The following is an 18,121-nucleotide window of genomic DNA, read 5'->3' on the forward strand; positions in this document are numbered from 1 at the left end:
GTAATTATGCCGGGAAATAATAATTCTAAAAGTCAGGTCTTAGTTGATGTGACAGAGAAAAAAGTACGTTATGAAAAACTCGTTCAAGTTTATCATAGCGAATTATATCGCTTTGCCTATTGGTTATGCCGCGACCCTAATATAGCCGAAGATCTCGTTCAAGAAACTTTCTTGCGAGCTTGGCGTTCGCTTGATTCGCTATTAGATCAAAAAGCAGCTAAACCATGGCTATTGACGATTGTGCGCCGTGAAAATGCACGGCGTTTTGAACGTAAACAATTTGATTATAGCGATGTAGAAAACGATACGCTCGTCGATGAGAAAAGCGTAACGTTAGATGACGAAATGGAACAAACGGTGATCCAACGTCAAATCGCTAAATTATCTGATGAATACAAAGAGCCCTTATTACTACAAGTAGTCATGGGCTGCTCTGGAGATGAGATTGCTGATATTTTAGATTTAAACAAAAACACGGTAATGACCCGACTCTTCCGTGCCAGAAACCAGTTAAAAGAGGCGTTAAGCCGTGATGATGAACAACTTAAAGGGGCATCAAAGTAATGGATGATCTCGAGTTTCGTCGCCGAGTAATCGCACAGCCAAACAGTGAAGACCAAGAAATTCTGGATTTTGCTGGGCAAGATCCTGAGCGACAAGAACTAATTGACCAAATGCAAGAGTTTGACAATGCATTGAACCAAGCACTGGATATACCTGTGCCTGAAGGCTTAGCTGAGCGTATTTTAGCAAACACTGAGCTGTTCGCTGATGAGCATACTTCTGAGCCAAGTACTGTAAGTAATGAGCCCGTTGCTGATAAGACTGCACAAAGTAATGTAATCGAAGCTGGCTCGCGTTTTAAGCTAGGTAAACTTCCTCTTGCTATGGCAGCTTCATTGTTAGTAGCAGTGGGTGCATTTTTCTTTAGTAGCGAGCAAAATGTTAATTATGGTGCAGGAGAACATGCACTTGCACATATATATCATGAACTTGGCTCGTTAGAAAAAACTAACGAGATCAGTTTAGAGCGCGTAAATGAACAGTTTGCAAAGCTTGGTGGTGAACTAAAAGAGTTACCAGGTAAAGTAACTTACTTAATGTTTTGTGATTTCAAAGGACAACGTGGACTACACCTAGTATTTGAGTCCGAGCACGGGCCGATGACCGTCTTCATTGTCCCCTCAGAAAAACAATCTTTTGGTCATGGGGAAAGTGACTTCCATGATGAGCGGTTTGCTGGGCATATAGAGCGTGGGCCTGGAGCAGATACTATATTAGTCGCCAGTTTAGGCAGCCCTGTTGATCGCTATACAGGTCGAATCAACGACGCCATTCGCTGGTTGCACTAAATACTTACGTTGCCGCTGATTCAGCGGCAACGCCTTAAATTTCAGCGATGTGTATTAAATACCACCTATCCCTATTTATCCCTAAACTATCTAGCTAATTGAGCAGGCCGCATCAATTTTAATAATTGTGGCAAAACAGAAAAGAAAATCATTAATGCCATCAGCATATACTGCCACCCTTGGTATTGCTCATTTAATAAAACGATGGCACAAATAATACCTGCAATTGGATTAGCAATCGTGCCAAAGGTAAATTCAACCACACTCATCCGCCCAAGCAGCCAAACATATAGCGCATAAGCCAGTGCAGTATTGGGCACTACTAACCAAAATAGTACAAACCACTGACGTGGAGTAAATGTGTGCGTAAGAACCTGATAAGCCTGTGGCTCAATATAAAATGCTTGCACTGATGCCGCAATTGCTAACAGCGAGCCACCTAAAATCAATTGCCAAGTCAGCACTGTCCACCAATGGATATGCGTGGTAATTTTCTGCACTAATGTACTACCAATAACGATTGTTAATAGTGCCCCAACCAACGCAGCAATACCTAAGAAGCTAAGCGTAATGTGTTGTGGATCGAACAACCGCCACGCTAAATAAACTAACGTTAACGCACACACTGACTGTAATAACGCGGGTCGCTGCCCTTTAAACAACCATGCATATAACAAAGCCACAACAGGTACTGAGACCATACCCACGCCAGCAATTGCAGCAGGCAAATTGATCGCCATAACAAAGATAAAACTAAAAAACAGGGCGATATTAACTAATGCTAATACAATTAAACCACGCCACTGTCTTAATTGCGGCCAAGTCGGTTTGATCAATAGTAATAATAAACCCGCAGGCAATGAGCGTATTGCACCGAGTAAAATCGGCGGCCAATCAGGTGTTGCATACTTAGTTACTGCATACGTAGTGCCCCATAAAAATGCGGGGATCATGGCAAGAAGAATATTCATTTCTTTCCTTTGTAAAAATAAGAGCTATAAAGGTAAAACCTAAAGTTAGGTTGAGGTCAATACTGAAAAACAAAAAAGGTTGCCAATGTGGCAACCTTTTTAACTTTTAACAGATAAACTTACGCTTTACGCCACGTAGTTTTACCAGCAGAGTCTTCAAGCACTACACCTAATGCATTAAGTGCATCGCGAGCTTCATCGGCAGCAGTCCAATCTTTATTAGCTCGGGCATCGTTACGCTTAACAATTAACGCTTCAATTTGAGCAACTTCATCATCCGCTTGACCGCCTTGTAAAAACGCTTCTGGGACTTGCTGTGCAACGCCGAGTACTTCACCAATGCTACGTAAAATATAAGCTAGTTTACCAGCTTGTGTTACATCTGAGTCTTTAACGCGGTTAAGCTCTTTTGCCAATTCAAATAACACAGGTAATGCTTCTGGGGTATTAAAGTCATCGTTCATTGCTTTTCTGAACTTAGCGACATACTCGTTGCCCTCAAGCTCACACGCGATAGGCTCAATACCACGAAGTGCAGTATAAATACGTTCAAGTGAAGACCGTGCTTGGTCTAAATTCTCTTGCGAGTAATTTAGCTGGCTACGGTAATGCCCTGAGATCAAAAAGTAACGCACTGATTCAGCGTCATACTCTTTAAGTACATCGCGTACGGTAAAAAAGTTATCTAATGACTTAGACATCTTTTCTTTATTTACCTGCACCATTCCGGTGTGGATCCACGTATTTACGTATTTACCATTATTTGCACAGCATGATTGCGCGATTTCGTTCTCATGGTGTGGAAATTGTAAATCTGATCCACCACCATGAATATCAAAATGCTCACCTAAATGCTTAGAGCTCATTGCTGAACATTCAATGTGCCAACCTGGACGACCTTCGCCCCAAGGTGAAGACCACGATGGCTCACCTGCTTTGGCTTTTTTCCACAATACAAAATCAAGTGGATCGTCTTTATCTTGCGCAACTTCAACACGCGAGCCTGCTTGCAGCATCGTTAAATCTTGTTGCGATAACGCGCCGTATTGCTCAAATGTAGATACGTCAAACAGTACATCGCCATCCGCAGCAACATAAGCATGGCCTTTTGCGATTAAGCGCTCAACCATTTCGATGATCTCGTCCATGTGCCCTGTGACTGTAGGTTCAATATCTGGGCGTAACATGTTTAAGCTATCAAAATCTTCATGCATGGCGACTGTCATGCGGGTGGTTAAGTCATTAATAGCTTCGCCGTTTTCATTCGCACGTTTAATAATTTTATCATCTACATCGGTGATATTACGCACATATTTTAAATCATAACCAAGGTGGCGAAGATAACGTACAATCACGTCAAAACCAACAAATGTACGAGCATGACCAATGTGACAGTAATCATAAATGGTGATACCACACACATACATGTCGATTTTGCCTTCGACCATAGGTTTAAACTGCTCTTTTTGACGCGTGAGTGTGTTGTATATATTTACCATTTATTTTAAGTCCTTGACTATTTACTTGATTGACTATGTTACCACTTGAAAAGCCCCTGCTCTAGCGCTTTATCAAATCAATAAGCACTTTGTTAATCTTAGCTAACTAAGATAAAATAGCGCCAAATAAATCAGCTAATAGGAAACCTCATGGTTGTTCTACATACAAACTTTGGTGATATCACCATTAACATGCACAAAACCGAAGCACCAAACACTGTTAAAAACTTTTTACAGTATGCAAATGCAGGCTTTTATGACGGTACAATCTTCCACCGCGTAATTGATGGCTTTATGGTTCAAGGTGGTGGTTTTGAGCCTGGTATGACGCAAAAAGAAGTACATGATCCTATTCAAAACGAAGCAAACAATGGCCTTTCAAATAAAAAAGGCACATTGGCTATGGCACGTACACCGGATCCACATTCAGCGACTGCTCAATTTTTCATTAACGTGAACGACAATGACTTCTTAAACTTTAGCAGCGAAACGCCACAAGGTTGGGGTTACTGCGTGTTTGCAGAAGTTGTTGAAGGTATGGACGTAGTTGAGAAAATCAAAGCTGTTGCTACAGGCAGCTCTGGTTTTCATCAAGATGTACCACTTGATGATGTTATTATCAAAAGCGTAACTGTAAACTAAGTTAGGCTTACCCACGTAACGTGGCGTTTTAGCGGGTATTTATGCTATGCGTATATGCCCGCTTTATTTATTTTTAAAAGACTTACCTATGACTCGCCAAACATACTTTATAGCCGATCTTCACCTCACTGAAAGCCGCCCTGATATAAGTGCTGCGTTTTACCACTTTTTAGACAAGCATATTGTGAAGAAAGATGTCGATGCGTTATATATTTTAGGTGACTTTTTTGAAGTCTGGGTAGGTGATGATTATGTCACGCCATTATCGAGTGAAGTCGCAAAACGGCTCAAGCAGGTCAGCGATAACGGTACGCCAGTGTTTTTTATTCATGGGAATCGTGACTTTATCATGCGTGATGGCTACGCCAACAAAGCCGGTATGACTATACTCGATGAACAAACCGTGATTGATTTATATGGCACACCTACTGTCATTTTGCATGGCGATGAAATGTGCACCCAAGATATTGAGTATCAAAAATTTCGTAAAAAAGGCCGCGGTTGGTGGTGGCCACGTTTGATGCTGGCCTTACCATTATGGTATCGCCGAGGTGTGGCAAAAAAAGCTCGCGAAAAATCCAAACAAAACCAAGCAGGCAAATCATTAGACATTCTTGATGTGACCGAAGACGCCGTACTTGATGTTTTTGCTAAACACCAAGTCACTAACATGATCCACGGCCATACCCACCGCCCAAATGTACACCATTATAATGTAGCTGGTAGCCAACTGACTCGCACTGTTTTAGGTGACTGGTACAACCAAGGCTCTTACCTTGTTGTAACCGAAAAACAACAAACGCTAATTAACGAGCCATTTGTAGGTAATGAATAATATTAATTAGTCTGGTAGTAAAGGTATTATCAGCTAATTTTACAACATCATCGTATTCAAACCCTTGTAAATTTCGCTCACCGAGCACCGGCTTATAACTATTATCAGGACTAAAAACCACTCCCCACTGGTTATTACTAATACCCGAAACGATTATACGTAATAATGAATCGTCGCAGCGGTGTATCACACTCATACCAGTTTTAAGCATAAGCTGGCGAATAGCCAATGTTTGCTCTTCAATTTTATAATAAGGGGTTCGTTCAATGGCACTAAAATACTGTTTAAAATCGGCTGATGGTACAAAACCAGCTTCGGCAGAAGGGGTATAATCAATTACGCTAGCTGGAGTATAAAAAGCATTATTTACACGATAAACATACTGGTCTAAAACGCCCACTAAATTTATCGTTGGATTTTCAGTAAAAAACGCCTCTATGGTATTTATATGAGCAATAAGTTCTCGCGCATATGCTAATCTCGGTTTTCTGCAGCTGCTTTGACGACACAAAACACGATTCGGTAAATCTGTTGTATAGCTTTGCTTTGCATCAAAAATAGCAGAACCCATTACACCCATATTAAAATTAGAGAAACTATTCTTATCTAAATCATCGCTAAACTTAGTTGCCTGTACATCCAATAAACCATAAGGAGAGGCTAATACACTTAAAAAGTTAGGATTGCCATTTTTTGGTAGCACATCAACAAGGTGCTCTATGAGCGCAAGGTATTCTTTATTTGATTCTGAATTAAAAAAGGCAGGAACCCCTCCTTCATTAGACCAAACAGATACACTGAAAAGTGATAAAAACCCAATTAACTTCTTCATTAAATATCCATATAATTTTTATAATATTAGGGTCGAGTATAGCGAACTTACAAATTAGGTACACCCGAGTGGAACTTAAAATCAGTATCTGAAGTTATGATTAGCTCGCGCTCTTTTTCAGCAAAAAATGTCACTCGCTCCGTAATATCAAAACCTGCAATTTCTTGTGCCAATGTTAAGTAATCTTGGTAGTGGCGAGCTTCAGAGCGTAGCAATGAAATATAAAAATCACCTAAACGTTTATCTAAATGCGGGGCCAGTTTGGCAAAACGTTCACATGAGCGCGCTTCAATGTAAGCGCCCACTATAAGCTTATCGACTAATGCATCAGGCTCATAGGTTTTAACATGCCGGAGCATACCTTTTGCGTAACGACACGGGGTAATACTTTGGTATTCAACACCGTATTCATCCATGATCTCGAGCACTTGATAAAAATGGTGCAGCTCTTCTTTTATCAGCATTACCATTTTATCAACCAAGTCTTGCCCATAGGGTGAATCCGATTTTGGGATCACCGACTTATTCAGCTTATTTTTAGCCACTAAATCTTGCCAATTACCTTCACGCTTATAAATGAGTGTTTCAAAGGGCTTGAGCCACTCAAGCAATGCATCGCTACTTTGTTTATCAACCGCGTATTTGCGAATTAAGAACATGGCAGACTGCGCAGCCTTAAGCTCACATATCAGGTGATCAATCAGTAAAACATTTAGGTTCTCTGGTTTTACGGCTTCATCTATCCAAGCTTGTGGGGTTTCGCACTTAAGAAAATTATTGATTGGTTGTAAAAGTTCGCTGTAAGGCACGGTTTGAACTGCTTATATAAATAGTTTTATTACAAGTATTTTACCACGAAAATAACCAGAGAATAAAATAAAGCCACCTTTCAACTAATGTCTAATAGCACTCGCTGAATCGCTGTTCCTTGACAAGCCCCAACAACTGAACCATAACTTAATACAAGCTGTATAAAAAATAAAACAGCAGACAACTTTTTTAAGGGGCACACAATGATATTAAACCACTTATGGGGCATCTATGCCCATCCACTCGAAGAGTGGCAAACTATAGACAATCGTCATGAGAGCTTAACCTATAGCTTATCGCATATTTTGCTGATTGCGTTATTTCCATCAGCTATGGGCTATTATTCATCTGTATACTTAGGTTGGAGCATTGGCACAGGTGACCCGGTATTCTTAACTCACGATAGTGCTATGTTAATTGCAGTTGCCATGTACGCTGCCTTAATTGCGGGTGTGTTCGCACTGGCTTATTTAGCACACTGGATGGCGGTAACGTTTGGTGCAGAGCCTACCTTTACGCAAACTTTAGAGCTTGCAGCTTATACCTCTACACCTGTGTTTATGTCTGCGTTAGCAGCATTTTTACCTGAGCTTTGGTTTGTAGTATGTATAGGCATGGTTGCATTAGCTTATTCGGTTTATTTACTTTACACCGGTGTACCAATTTTAATGCATATACCTCAAGAGCGAGGTTTCATTTATGCAAGCTCAGTGGTGACATGTGGGCTTATTTTGCTGGTGATTATTTTAGCTGTAACAGCAATGCTTTGGACTAATGGAATTGTTGATCCAACCTTTACATAGCATAAATGTTGGTAGAGGAGTGTTCGTCAGTAATAAGAAGTAAAAAGCAGTATAAATATAGTAGTATAAATATAGTAGTATATAGAGTGTTCGTTATTTCCTTTCCTTTACAAAAAAGGAGCTAAACTTAGCTCCTTTTTTTATCTCTAAGCAGGCTAACTAAACGTATTAGTCTGACCCGTTTTCTTCTTGATTATGTAACTCTAAACCAGAAGACATAGCACTTTCACGAGTAGTCTTAGCTGAGTCATTACGTAATCTATCGATGCGATTTAGGTAATCTTGATCGATTCCACCAGTTATATATTGACCATCAAATACTGAGGTTTCAAAACGGCTTATCTCTGGATTTTCTTGGCGCACTGCAGCAATCAAATCATCTAAAGATTGGAAAATTAAGCCATCAGCGCCAATGCTTGCGTTGATGTCTTCAACTTCACGGCCATGAGCAATTAGCTCAGCAGCTGATGGCATATCAATACCATACACATTCGGGAAGCGAATTTCAGGCGCAGCTGACGCAAAGTAAACATTCTTAGCGCCTGACTCACGGGCCATTTCAACGATTTGTGCTGAAGTAGTCCCACGTACAATTGAATCATCGACCAACAACACATTCTTACCTTTGAACTCGCGGTCAATTGCATTAAGTTTTTGACGCACTGACTTTTTACGCATTTCTTGGCCTGGCATGATAAACGTACGGCCAATGTAGCGGTTTTTAACAAAGCCCTGACGATAAGGTAAGTCAAGAACACGGGCAATCTCAAGAGCAACATCACATGATGTTTCAGGGATAGGGATCACCACGTCAATCTCTTTATCAGCCCAGTCACGCGCTATTTTTTCGCCTAACTTGGTGCCCATATTGACGCGTGTTGCATATACCGACATACGGTCGATGTTTGAATCTGGACGCGCAAAATAAACAAACTCAAAGATACACGGAGAATAAGCGGCTTTATCAGCACAGGCTTGAGAGTAAAAATCACCTGTTTCGGTTACGTAAATTGCTTCACCTGGTGCTACATCGCGAACGAATTCAAAACCATCGGTTTTTAGTGCCACACTTTCTGAAGCGAACATATATTCTGTGCCGCTTGCTGTTTCACGCTTACCAAATACCAATGGACGAATGCCATTTGGATCACGAAATGCAAGTACGCCATGACCAATAACCATCGCAATAGCAGCATAGCCGCCCTGCACCTTGTTGATAACTTCAGTAACCGCAGTAAAGATATCTTCAGGATCAAGTTTTAACTTGTCTGCTTTACTTAGCTCATGAGCCATGATGTTAAGTAAGATTTCAGAGTCTGAAGTCGTATTAACGTGACGGCGAGCTTCAGAGAATAGCTGCTCTTTAAGCTGCTCTGCATTGGTTAAGTTACCATTGTGCGCAAGCGCAATACCAAACGGTGAGTTAACATAAAAAGGTTGTGCTTCTGACGAGCTAGACGAACCAGCAGTCGGGTAGCGTACATGGCCAATACCAATAGTACCTTGTAAGCGTTTCATATGGCGAGTGTGAAATACATCTTTCACTAAGCCATTTGCTTTACGTAAGCTAAAGGTGTTGTTTTCAATGGTGATGATGCCCGCAGCATCTTGACCACGGTGTTGCAAAACAGTTAAGCCATCATAAATCGCCTGATTAACAGGAGATGTTCCGACTATTCCAACGATACCGCACATGCAATTTTTCCTCGGTGATTAACGGTTGACCGAATTTAAAAAGCTTGAATTGTTTTCGAGGTATGAAAAAAACCACTCAACAACAAAGCCAAATTCTGGGATCAAAATAGAATTACCCCACCAATGCGTGTTTGGCGCACCGGTAAAAGCATCAAGAAAGAAGAGTAACGCGCTCACGACCAACACGCCACGCAGTGCACCAAAGACAATGCCAAAAACACGGTCGGTGCCAGATAAGCCTGTACGTTGTACAAGTTCACCTAAGAGGTAGTTTAACATTCCGCCTAACAATAGCGTCGCAAAGAATAATATGGCTATGGCCGCTGCATTTCTTAAAAGGGGTTCAGAAATACTGGTTAGGAAGGAGGCTAAATATTGATAAAATAAGCTAGAGATGATGAATGCACCAGCCCATACAGCTAAAGACATTGCTTCTTTTATAAAGCCACGAATTAAACCTATGATAGTAGACAGTGCAATAATGCCAAGTATGGCGTAATCAACCCAGATCATAATAACCAACTAGTCGTTAATTTGGGGCGCATTCTATAAGAGGATGACGCTAAATGCCAGATCATTTTGTTACCTCGAATTGCGTAACTTTACCGTTTAATTTTGTAAGTTGTTTTAATTCAGGTAGTTTGCTTTGAAGTTGCGCCTTATCAAGCGATGGACCTACAAAAACTTTGGTTAAAGTGCCATTCGGTGTTTTAACAGGCCGAGTAAAGGTTTTAAACCCTTTTGCAGTGAGTTTAGCTTGCAGAGATTTAACATTCGCTGCATGAGAAAAACTGCCTAATTGAATGACATAAGCCATTTTCGTGAGGTTTTCTTCTGGCTTACGAGTAGGTTCAGGCTTAGGTTTAACAACTTTAGGAACAACTTGTGCTGTTGGTTCATTGCTTGGTGCTGACACTGTCACCACTTTTTGCTCATCGGCAAATTCAGCTACTGCGTCACCCGTTTCAGTTTTCTCTTCTAGTAATGCGTCATCACTGGAAATATCTTCAATGGCTTGTGTATCGGGTTGTTCAACATGCGCTACGCTATCGTCAATGGCATCTTGTAAGTCAATGGTTTTGAACTCAGGACGTTCAGGAATGGCTTTGAAGCCTTCTTTGTAATGTACTTTTTCGCCATCCAATATATTTGGAATAAATATAATAGCTGCAATCACTACAATGCTTGTGCCGACTAAACGATTTATAAAGCCTGAGTTCACCGTATTTCTCTCTATTTTTTCCAATATTTAATTGCTGCTGCAACCGTAAAGAATGAGCCAAAAATAATTAACACTGATTGCTCATCAATAGTTGGCAACACATGACTGAGTGCCAGCTCAACATTTTGAGATTGAGTTTGCGCTGCATCAGTGCACACGTTATCCATTGCTTTGGCTAAGTTTTCTACTGTATCACCACGGTAACAGTCAAGCCCTGCAAGGTGCCACTGATCAACCACAGCATTAACTTCACTCAAAACAGCAACTTTGTCTTTATCTGCAAGCATAGCGACTAACGCATGAACTTTAAAGCCTTGATCTCGCAAGTGCTTTAACTTTTGCGTTAAGTAGCGAGCCGACTCAGGGTTATGAGCTACATCGGTATACACCAAAGGCGCTGTACTGAGCTGTTGAAAGCGCCCTTCTACCACAAGGTTTGTGAGGCAATCTTTTATTACCTCTTGTGTTGGTAATAAATCAAGAACCGCCAACGTTGTCAATGCAGTCGCTGCATTTTGGCACGGTATACCCGGTTTTGCGAACTGATAGCTCAGTTCATTAAATTGCCAGCTGAAGCTTTCTGCTTGCTCATTAAACGTGAAGTCTTGGCCAGATAGGTACATATTAGCCGCAATGTCAGTACCGTAATCGGTTACTGTGTGAGGTATATTTAAATCGCCAACAATTGCTGGAGTCGCCGTTCTAAAAATACCGGCTTTATCATAGCCAACTAATTCGCGGGTATCACCGAGGTATTCTTTATGGTCTAAATCAATCGTAGTAATAACACTGGCATACGGTGTAACAATGTTGGTTGCATCAAACCGGCCACCTAATCCCACTTCAAGCAGCACGTAATCCACGCTATGGCGTTTAAATATAGCCAGCGCACCCAACGTACCATATTCAAAATACGTTAATGGTGTTTCTCCGCGGCCCTGCTCTAACAAATCAAAAGCATCAACATGGAATTGATCATCTAGCTCAGCACCATTAATGCGAACCCGTTCATTGTAATGAATTAGGTGTGGAGAAGCATACGTGCCCACACTGTACCCTTGAGCCAATAATAGTGACTCTAAACAACGCGCGGTGGTGCCTTTGCCGTTCGTTCCAGCAATCAGAATAATTTTACTTGAGGTGTCTAATAAGCCAATGTTGTTGGCAACATCGGCTACACGTTCGAGGCCCATAGCAATATTTGCAGGGTGAACACTTTCTAAATAACAAAGCCAATCATCAAGGCTTGATGATTGGCTAGGAATATTTTTTGTCATAGCGTGTAATCAGTTAAGCTGAAATTTACGCTACTCTATGCTCTTGTTCGGTAGAAGGCAAGTTCATAAATTTAGCCAGTACACGTGCTAACGTATCGCGCATCTCACGACGATCTACAATCATGTCGATTGCACCGTGCTCGAGTAAGAATTCACTGCGCTGAAAACCTTCAGGTAAGGTTTCACGTACTGTTTGTTCGATGACGCGAGGCCCAGCAAAACCAATTAACGCTTTTGGCTCTGCAACATTGATATCACCTAACATTGCTAATGATGCTGATACACCACCCATTGTGGGGTCGGTCATAACAGAGATAAACGGCAAACCTTTTTCGCTCATTTTAGCAAGTGCAGCACTGGTTTTAGCCATTTGCATTAGCGACATAAGTGCTTCTTGCATGCGTGCACCGCCTGAGGCAGAAAAACAAATAAGCGGCATGTTATGTTCTAAACATTGGTCTACGGCATCAACAAAACGCGCGCCAACAACCGACGCCATTGAGCCACCCATAAATGAAAACTCAAAAGCAACAGCGGCAACAGGAATTCCTTTGAGGCGGCCTTTCATTGCAACTAGTGCGTCTTTTTCACCACTGGCCTTTTGCGCTGCGCTAATGCGGTCTGAATACTTTTTAGAATCTTTAAATTTCAAAACATCTTTTGGTTCATGTTCAGTACCAAGCTCTTGACGATCGGCATCATCTAAGAAATGCTCTAGACGTTTACGCCCACTTACACGCATATGGTGATCGCACTTAGGGCAGACATTTAATGATTTTTCTAATTCTGCTTTATATAAAATCGAATCACAATCTGTACATTTAGCCCAAACCCCTTCTGGGATCTCTTTACGGCCTGAAGATTTTGTCGTTTTAGGTAAGATTTTTTCTAACCAACTCATTTGCAACTCTCTTAATGCTGTTCTGTGTCGCTTCCTGCCCGTATATACAGGCAGACAATTTTTTCAATTAAAACATGAATTACGCGCCGACGGTATAAAAAACTGGTCTTAGTAGTAGGATAACCGTGAGTTTTTATCGCCTTAAAAGCACTTATTTATCTGAATCAGCTAAAAACAACGGCCCTAAAGGGGTTGATGGTATTTCAAATTGTGCTGGGTAATCCACGTCAACTAAATACAAGCCCGCTGCTTTGGCAGTGGCACTGGCTTTTGCGCGCTCTTTTAAGTCTAATAATTCTTTCAGCCATACGGGCTGATGCTTATGCAAGCCAATATCCATCAAGCATCCGGTAATATTTCGCACCATATGATGTAAAAAAGCATTTGCTTTTATATCAATGATTACATAATCCCCTTGGCGCTTAACTGATAAATGGTGAATAGTACGATTAGCGGTATTAGCTTGGCAATGTAACGCACGAAACGAAGTAAAGTCATGCTCACCGATTAGATACTGACATGCTTGTTGCATTTTCACTTCATCTAATGGGTGATGAAAGTGTGTAACCCCCTCATTCATAATGGCACCGCGATATGAATAATTGTAGATTACGTAGCGGTAACGTCTTGCGGTTGCACTAAAGCGGGCGTGAAAATCTTCACTGACAGGTTTGGCAAATCGAATCGCAATATCTTTAGGTAATAAAGTGTTCATACCCATAGTAAATGCCACCATTTCACGCTCAGCGTTTGTTTCAAAGTGTACCACCTGACCGGTGCCATGTACGCCGGCATCAGTACGCCCCGCGCACACGATTTCAACCGGATGATTACAAATACGCGAAAGCGCTGTCTCTACTTCTTGTTGTACACTATTAACATGTGACTGACGCTGCCAACCACTGTATCGGGCGCCGTTGTATTCAACTCCAAGTGCTACTCGCATAATTACTGCTTTACCTACTGTACTAATGAACGGGGCATTTTATGCTATATAGCAAGCTAATAAAAGCAAAAAGGGCATAAACTCGCGTTCATGCCCTTTGCTGCTAACGCTTAGTTTTTACACCAATTTGGCTTTTAAGCTCTGCGCTTCTTGCTGTACTTCTTCTGGGCCATTGGCAATGACATCCTCAATTGCATCAAGCGCTGAATCCATATCGTCAATTTCAATATATGCGCGGGCTAAGTCGAGTTTTGCTGAATAACCACCACTTTCTAAATCAACATCAGTCGGGTTATCTCCAGCTAATAAAGCATCAAATTCACCCAAGCCAACATCCATATCTACATCGTCATAAGGTTCATGCTCTGCTGTTGCATCGTCACTTTGTTCAATTAAAGCATCAATATCTACAAACTCATCATCAGAATCTTGTTCTGCCTGTGGGACAGCTGGCACATCAGCATCTTCAGTTAATTCATCAAGCTCTGCTAAGTCTTCATTTAGCAGCGCATTAAAATCAACGTCAAATTCTGCATTATCATCTAGATTGAGTGGCTCAGGCTCTGCAAGCTCACTGAGTAATGCATCAAAATCAGTTTGCGTAAGATCAGCCATAAAGTCATCATCGAGCTGATCATCAGATAAGTTACTTTCATCAATTGTGCTTTCTAGCTCATTAGCTACATCGCCGCTATTTGTGTTCGTTAGTAACTCTTCATTGAGTTCATCATTGTCAACATCGTGACTATCAAAAGTTGGCTCATGTTTGATCTGCTCTTCGTTTTCAACATTGTCTTGATCATCAGCAAGCAGCTCATCACCCATTAATGGCTCGTCATCAAAGTCTTGCTCTAATGAGTCAAAATCTTGATTGTTTGACATAGCATCAGCGAGGTCTTGTTCAGCTTGGCTTAGCTGTAAGTCTGCTTGCTCATCCTGTTGTAACTGATCAGATGAATCCTGCTCTGTTTGCTGTGATTCACTTATTGCATCTTCAGAAATAGAGGTATCTGCTTGCGCTGGCTCAGGCTCTGTTGTTTCAGCTATATCTGTTGGGTTATCTAACAATACATCGTCAAGTAACTCATCCTCAATTAGCTGCTCGTCATCAAAATCGTATTCTAAGCTATCTAAGTCTTGTCCACCTGCCATCGCACTGGCAAGATCTTGCTCGGCTTGGCTTACTTGTAACTCGCCAGTATCTTGTGCTAAATCTTCAACTAGCTCTTCGCTATCTAACTCCAGCTCTGGATACTCTTCAAGTTCTTCGCTGGGTGTAACGAGTTCACTGTCAAGCTCTTCACTTTCTTGCTCAAGATCTGGGGTGGCCTCTTCGTCAGCAAGAGGGTCATCACCTAAATCAATCTCGATTTCTTCGATTTCATCATCAAGTGTATCGTTTAACTCTTTATTGAGATCATCAACATCAGACCACTCTGGCGTGGGTACGTAGTCGTCTTCTTGCTGTAGCTCATTTAAGAGTTCATCAACACTTTTTAATGATGGATCGTTATATTCATCTAATAAATCGTCCTCATCCATCATCACTTCTGATGGATCATCTTCAAGCTCTGGCTCAGCTTCTAGCTCTGGCTCAGTTTCTAGCTCTGGCTCAGCTTCTGGCTCTGGCTCTGGCTCAGCTTCTAGTTCTGGCTCAGCTTCTGGCTCTGGCTCAGCTTCTAGCTCTGGCTCAGCTTCTGGCTCTGGCTCAGCTTCTGGCTCTGGCTCAGCTTCTAGCTCTGGCTCAGCTTCTAGCTCTGGCTCTGGCTCGTCTGTAAGTGAAGATGCAATGCTTTCTACTTCATCAATATTGAGATCGTCTTGTGCACCTGACAGCTCCTCAATTGAATCGGCAAGAGCTTCATCTAACTCAGAATTACGATCATCGGCAAGCTCTTCGATATCATCTAAATCGAATTCATCGTCTTCTTCAACTAATTCGGCTGGCTGCTCTGGTGCTGCCTCTGGCTCGGCCGCTTCATCAATGAGGCTGTCGATATCATCTAAATCAAACTCATCGTCTTCTTCAACTAATTCAGCTGGCTGCTCTGGTGCTGCCTCTGGCTCGGCCGCTTCATCAATAAGGCTGTCGATATCATCTAAATCGAATTCATCGTCTTCTTCAACTAATTCGGCTGGCTGCTCTGGTGCTGCCTCTGGTGTTGATTCTGGCTCGGCAGCTTCATCAATGAGGCTGTCGATATCATCTAAATCAAACTCATCGTCTTCTTCAACTAATTCGGCTGGCTGCTCTGGTGCCGCCTCTGGTGCTGGTTCTGGCTCTGACTCGGCTGCTTCATCAATAAGGCTGTCGATATCATCTAAATCGAATTCATCGTCTTCTTCAACTAATTCAGCTGGCTGCTCTGGTGCTGGCTCAGACTCGGCTGCTTCATCAATAAGGCTGTCGATATCATCTAAATCAAACTCATCGTCTTCTTCAACTAATTCAGCTGGCTGCTCTGGTGCTGGCTCAGACTCGGCCGCTTCATCAATAAGGCTGTCGATATCATCTAAATCAAACTCATCGTCTTCTTCAACTAATTCGGCTGGCTGCTCTGGTTCTGGCTCTGACTCGGCCGCTTCATCAATGAGGCTGTCGATATCATCTAAATCGAATTCATCGTCTTCTTCAACTAATTCAGCTGGCTGCTCTGGTTCTGGCTCTGACTCGGCTGCTTCATCAATAAGGCTGTCGATATCATCTAAATCGAATTCATCGTCTTCTTCAACTAATTCAGCTGGCTGCTCTGGTGCTGGCTCAGCCGCTTCATCAATGAGGCTGTCGATATCAAAATCGTCATCTTCATCTGCAAGCTCTTCGCTGAGCGCAGCTAGTTCATCATCCGTGTTTTCCTGTGCTGCATCCTCTGACTTTTCGCTTGTTTGCACAGACTCATCTTCTTCATTTGCAAATAAGTCATCTAGATCACTGGCACTTAAAATATCACCATCATTTTTATCCGCATCTAGGTCAATATCATCCCCTAAACTATCGTCATCATTTTGATCAAAGTCTTGCTGCAAGAAAATATCTAGGTCATCATCTTGGCCTTCAGATTTTTCATCATCAAAAACAATGTCATCTCCAAGCAGCCCATCAAGCTCATCTTGATCGAGAAGGCTGTCGCCCTCTTCAAATGTATCGTCAATGTTATCATCAAAAATAATGTCGTCATCATCAGGCAACATATCCGTTTCTAGGCTGTCATCAAGTTGAACACCAATGTCGTTCAGTTCGTCATCAACGGGATCAGGAATGATAGGATCTAATGAAGGCCCTAGGTCAAGGTCATCTTCTTCTGGATAAGTTGGGCTTTGCGGTAAAAATTCATCATCAACGTCACTTGGCTCTTCTTTGTTATTACGCTTACGTAAAAACATAACCACAGCGAAAATAACTAACAAAGCTGGAATTGTCATAAGCAATATGAGGACAATTGGATTATTTAACAGTGCGCCAAAGTCAAACTCACTGTCCTGTTCAATCTTTTTTGCTTTTTGCTGCTCGATTATTTCATTTTGTTTTGCAATGAGCTCTTTTAATTGCTGTTGTATTTCGCTGTCTTGTCCTAATTGGTTGCGAACATTTTCTAATTCTTTTGAAATTCCAGTTAATTGCTCTTTAAGCTTATTATTTTCAACTAATATTTCTTCAACATTTTCTACAGATGACTTGAATTGGTTTTGCAGTTCAACAAGCTGAGTACCTTGCTCTGTTTTAATGGTGTTTATTTCTTGCTTTAGTTCTTGTTTGGCTTCGTCTACGTCAACTTTACGAGCCTGTGTGACTTTTTTTTGTGAAGCTGAAATTTCACTTTTTGTTAGCGTGCCATTTTTCTTCTTTTCCCAAAGGTTCGTCATCTTGCTCTGAACGTTGTTTAGCTAGCTGTGGGTTTACGCTGCGAATTTCAGCAAGTGTGGGGATTTTTAAGTATGCGCCATCACGCATATGATTTAAGTTTTGATCTAAAAATGAATTAGGGTTTTTCTCATACAAGGCTTGCATGACTTGGTAAATGCTAACAGAGTTATCTTGGCGCACCTTCGCTGCGATACGCCAAAGTGTATCGGTTGGTTTGATTGGCCCGATTGAGCGCCCTTGGACGCCATAATCGACCCCTTTTGGTCCCTTAAGCTGGGCACCATCTTGGCCGAAAACTGGTGTAACCACCAATGCAGACGCTAATAAAAGAAGTGTTGCTAAACCGCGCATGCTGATCCTTTAATGTTTAAATGTTAACGCAGCGCTGCTATATAGCGAGTATGAGCGCTTAAACATTGGTTATTTCATACAGAAATAACTTATATAAATTAAAATAACTTACATAAACTA

Annotated in this window: 17 protein-coding genes; 5 read left to right on the top strand and 12 right to left on the bottom strand. The window is 41.6% G+C overall.

From position 1 onward, the window contains the following. Window positions 1-6: 6 nt before the first annotated feature. Entirely contained in the window at window positions 7-564 is a 558-nt protein-coding gene (locus ACU8V8_RS10710; RefSeq protein WP_446887461.1) for a sigma-70 family RNA polymerase sigma factor, read from the top strand. Beyond that, window positions 564-1,352 carry a DUF3379 family protein gene (locus ACU8V8_RS10715; protein ID WP_446887462.1) on the top strand — a complete coding sequence of 263 codons (789 nt, stop codon included), beginning with the start codon at window positions 564-566 and terminating at the stop codon, window positions 1,350-1,352. The genes ACU8V8_RS10710 and ACU8V8_RS10715 overlap by 1 nt, the downstream gene beginning before the upstream one ends. Window positions 1,353-1,438: 86 nt before the next feature. Here ACU8V8_RS10715 and ACU8V8_RS10720 read toward each other — a convergent pair whose 3' ends face one another. Together ACU8V8_RS10720 and cysS are read right to left on the bottom strand one after the other, a co-directional pair. Beyond that, window positions 1,439-2,323, bottom strand: a complete 885-nt coding sequence (locus tag ACU8V8_RS10720; RefSeq protein ID WP_446887463.1) for a DMT family transporter — start codon at window positions 2,321-2,323, stop codon at window positions 1,439-1,441. A gap of 119 nt (window positions 2,324-2,442) precedes the next feature. Then, window positions 2,443-3,822 (bottom strand): cysteine--tRNA ligase, encoded by a 1,380-nt coding sequence (gene cysS, locus ACU8V8_RS10725; RefSeq protein ID WP_446887464.1) that lies wholly within the window; start codon window positions 3,820-3,822, stop codon window positions 2,443-2,445. A gap of 150 nt (window positions 3,823-3,972) precedes the next feature. Between cysS and ppiB the strand changes: the two genes are divergently transcribed. Together ppiB and ACU8V8_RS10735 are read left to right on the top strand one after the other, a co-directional pair. Beyond that, the gene (gene ppiB / locus ACU8V8_RS10730) at window positions 3,973-4,464 is read left to right on the top strand and encodes a peptidylprolyl isomerase B (protein ID WP_446887465.1); all 492 of its coding nucleotides are present in this window, start codon (window positions 3,973-3,975) and stop codon (window positions 4,462-4,464) included. 88 nt (window positions 4,465-4,552) lie between these two features. Beyond that, window positions 4,553-5,299 (top strand): UDP-2,3-diacylglucosamine diphosphatase, encoded by a 747-nt coding sequence (locus tag ACU8V8_RS10735; RefSeq protein ID WP_446887466.1) that lies wholly within the window; start codon window positions 4,553-4,555, stop codon window positions 5,297-5,299. On the opposite strand, the gene ACU8V8_RS10740 is transcribed toward ACU8V8_RS10735, so the two are convergent. Together ACU8V8_RS10740 and miaE are read right to left on the bottom strand one after the other, a co-directional pair. Beyond that, entirely contained in the window at window positions 5,271-6,131 is an 861-nt protein-coding gene (locus ACU8V8_RS10740; protein ID WP_446887467.1) for a hypothetical protein, read from the bottom strand. The two genes, ACU8V8_RS10735 and ACU8V8_RS10740, sit on opposite strands and share 29 nt — an antisense overlap. A 47-nt stretch (window positions 6,132-6,178) precedes the next feature. After that, window positions 6,179-6,940 (bottom strand): tRNA isopentenyl-2-thiomethyl-A-37 hydroxylase MiaE, encoded by a 762-nt coding sequence (miaE, locus tag ACU8V8_RS10745; protein ID WP_446887468.1) that lies wholly within the window; start codon window positions 6,938-6,940, stop codon window positions 6,179-6,181. Between the two features lie 204 nt (window positions 6,941-7,144). Here miaE and ACU8V8_RS10750 point away from each other — a divergent pair, with 204 nt between their 5' ends. Beyond that, complete coding sequence (locus ACU8V8_RS10750) at window positions 7,145-7,744, top strand: Yip1 family protein (protein ID WP_446887469.1); 600 nt, start codon at window positions 7,145-7,147, stop codon at window positions 7,742-7,744. A 168-nt stretch (window positions 7,745-7,912) separates the two neighbouring features. Here ACU8V8_RS10750 and purF read toward each other — a convergent pair whose 3' ends face one another. From purF to ACU8V8_RS10790, 8 genes are all read right to left on the bottom strand, one after another. After that, window positions 7,913-9,439, bottom strand: coding sequence for an amidophosphoribosyltransferase (gene purF, locus ACU8V8_RS10755; RefSeq protein ID WP_446887470.1), 1,527 nt, complete (start codon window positions 9,437-9,439; stop codon window positions 7,913-7,915). An 18-nt stretch (window positions 9,440-9,457) separates the two neighbouring features. Then, the gene (locus ACU8V8_RS10760) at window positions 9,458-9,952 is read right to left on the bottom strand and encodes a CvpA family protein (protein ID WP_058561253.1); all 495 of its coding nucleotides are present in this window, start codon (window positions 9,950-9,952) and stop codon (window positions 9,458-9,460) included. A 61-nt stretch (window positions 9,953-10,013) separates the two neighbouring features. Then, window positions 10,014-10,661 carry an SPOR domain-containing protein gene (locus ACU8V8_RS10765; protein WP_446889624.1) on the bottom strand — a complete coding sequence of 216 codons (648 nt, stop codon included), beginning with the start codon at window positions 10,659-10,661 and terminating at the stop codon, window positions 10,014-10,016. Between the two features lie 11 nt (window positions 10,662-10,672). Further along, a complete protein-coding gene (gene folC, locus ACU8V8_RS10770; RefSeq protein ID WP_446887471.1) occupies window positions 10,673-11,938 on the bottom strand; it encodes a bifunctional tetrahydrofolate synthase/dihydrofolate synthase in 1,266 nt (421 codons plus the stop codon). A gap of 25 nt (window positions 11,939-11,963) precedes the next feature. Beyond that, on the bottom strand, window positions 11,964-12,839 hold the full coding sequence (accD, locus tag ACU8V8_RS10775) for an acetyl-CoA carboxylase, carboxyltransferase subunit beta (protein WP_446887472.1): 876 nt from the start codon (window positions 12,837-12,839) through the stop codon (window positions 11,964-11,966). Window positions 12,840-12,990: 151 nt separating this feature from the next. Next, window positions 12,991-13,785: a tRNA pseudouridine(38-40) synthase TruA gene (gene truA, locus ACU8V8_RS10780; protein WP_446887473.1), complete on the bottom strand. Its 795-nt coding sequence runs from the start codon at window positions 13,783-13,785 to the stop codon at window positions 12,991-12,993. A 117-nt stretch (window positions 13,786-13,902) separates the two neighbouring features. Continuing rightward, window positions 13,903-17,649: a FimV/HubP family polar landmark protein gene (locus tag ACU8V8_RS10785; protein ID WP_446887474.1), complete on the bottom strand. Its 3,747-nt coding sequence runs from the start codon at window positions 17,647-17,649 to the stop codon at window positions 13,903-13,905. Further along, window positions 17,600-18,001, bottom strand: coding sequence for a FimV/HubP family polar landmark protein (locus ACU8V8_RS10790; protein ID WP_446887475.1), 402 nt, complete (start codon window positions 17,999-18,001; stop codon window positions 17,600-17,602). Before ACU8V8_RS10790 ends, ACU8V8_RS10785 begins: the two co-directional genes overlap by 50 nt. Window positions 18,002-18,121 lie beyond the last annotated feature (120 nt).

Source organism: Pseudoalteromonas sp. SaAl2, from assembly GCF_052947895.1.